The sequence below is a fragment of the Bacillota bacterium genome (assembly GCA_012518215.1).
Classification (GTDB): Bacteria; Bacillota; Dethiobacteria; order DTU022; family PWGO01; genus JAAYSV01.
Map to the genome: position 1 here is coordinate 1 of JAAYSV010000022.1, position 1530 is coordinate 1530.

At 49.9% G+C, this 1530-nt stretch carries 1 protein-coding gene; it reads left to right on the forward strand.

The window, feature by feature from the left end:
- The first annotated feature begins 396 nt into the window (after positions 1 to 396).
- Positions 397 to 1302, forward strand: a complete 906-nt coding sequence (locus GX364_04105) for a cysteine synthase family protein (GenBank protein NLI70035.1) — start codon at positions 397 to 399, stop codon at positions 1300 to 1302.
- Positions 1303 to 1530 lie beyond the last annotated feature (228 nt).

Sequence of the window (1530 nt, forward strand, 5' to 3'; positions counted from 1 at the left end):
CAATTATCCGCCCTGACCGGGGAGACAGTTCCCATCCCCCGGGAAACCGTGACCAACGGACATCCGTAAATTATTATGACCACTTCCTTGCGGTTATAATCATCATATTTTGCTTCTGTGTACCTTTGTTGCCTTATATTTTAAAGTATTATGATGGGTCTGTAAATATAATCGGACATCAATACGGGCCATCGTGAATCCCGAAGGATGGACAGGACAGATGCCCTCCCGAATGGAGAATAATATCAAATGACATCGACTGTCCCCGTGATCGAAGAAAGCGATCCGATTTTGTTTTGTCTGTGAAAAAGGATTTGGGGGCAGACAACCGGAAAATAGATTATAATGTCCTAGGTGACAACCGAAGCCTTACCGAGGAGGTTATAAAATATGGCTATCCTGCAAAACATCATCCAATCCATCGGCAATACCCCGCTGGTCAAGATCAATACACTCAATCCCAACAGGAATGTTGTTCTGGCTGTCAAGATCGAAGGTTGCAATCCGGGTGGAAGTATCAAGGATCGCGTGGCCTGCTATATGATCGAGGGTGCCGAAAAAAGAGGAGAACTTGATCGTAACAAGACCATTATTGAACCCACCAGCGGGAATACCGGCATAGGCCTGGCCATGGTTGCCATATGCAAGGGATACAAGACAATGGTAACGATGCCCGAGGATATGAGCATGGAAAGAAGGCGTGTTCTGGAAGCCTTCGGTGCCGAAGTGGTCTTGACCCCGGCTTCCCGGGGTACAAACGGTGCTATCGAAAAAGCCCTGGAGATGTGCCGCGACAATCCTGAAACTTACTACATGCCCAATCAATTCAACAATGAAGATAACGTGCAGGCCCATTATGAAACCACCGCCCCGGAAATCTGGGAACAAACCGAGGGTCAGATCACCCATCTTGTAGCGGGAATGGGAACGACCGGTACCTTGATGGGCATCTCCAAAAAACTCAAAGAGTTGAATCCCGGGATAAAGATCATCGCCGCCGAGCCCCATCCCCATCACAGAATACAGGGGTTGAAAAACATGGACGAGGCATTTGTTCCCCGGATCTTCGATCCAACCCGCCTTGACCGGACAATCAAGGTGAGCGATGAGGATGCCATCGCCAAAGTCAACCTGCTGGCCCGGAAGGAAGGAATTTTTGCCGGGATCAGCACCGGTGCGGCCGTTCATGCCGCCCTTGAAGTTTCAAGAGACCTGGACAAAGGTCTGGTGGTTGTCATCTCTCCCGATCGCGGGGAAAAATACGTCTCTTCAGATATCTTTGGTGTCAATCATGGTGATTGATCCCGCCATGCGTCTTGAGGTATTTCTTCTTCACAGATAAATGCGGTGTGGCTCCTGTTATTTTTTTGCCGCCAGTTCCAGTTCGGGTATGCCGGGGAACCTGTTTTTTGTACAAACCAAGGGGCAGATCTTTTCTGATCTGCCCCTCTGGTATGAATAGGTTCTCCGGCAGGGACCTACTCTCCCGGGGGCTCTCGCCCCGAGTACCATCGGCGCTGGAGGGCTTAA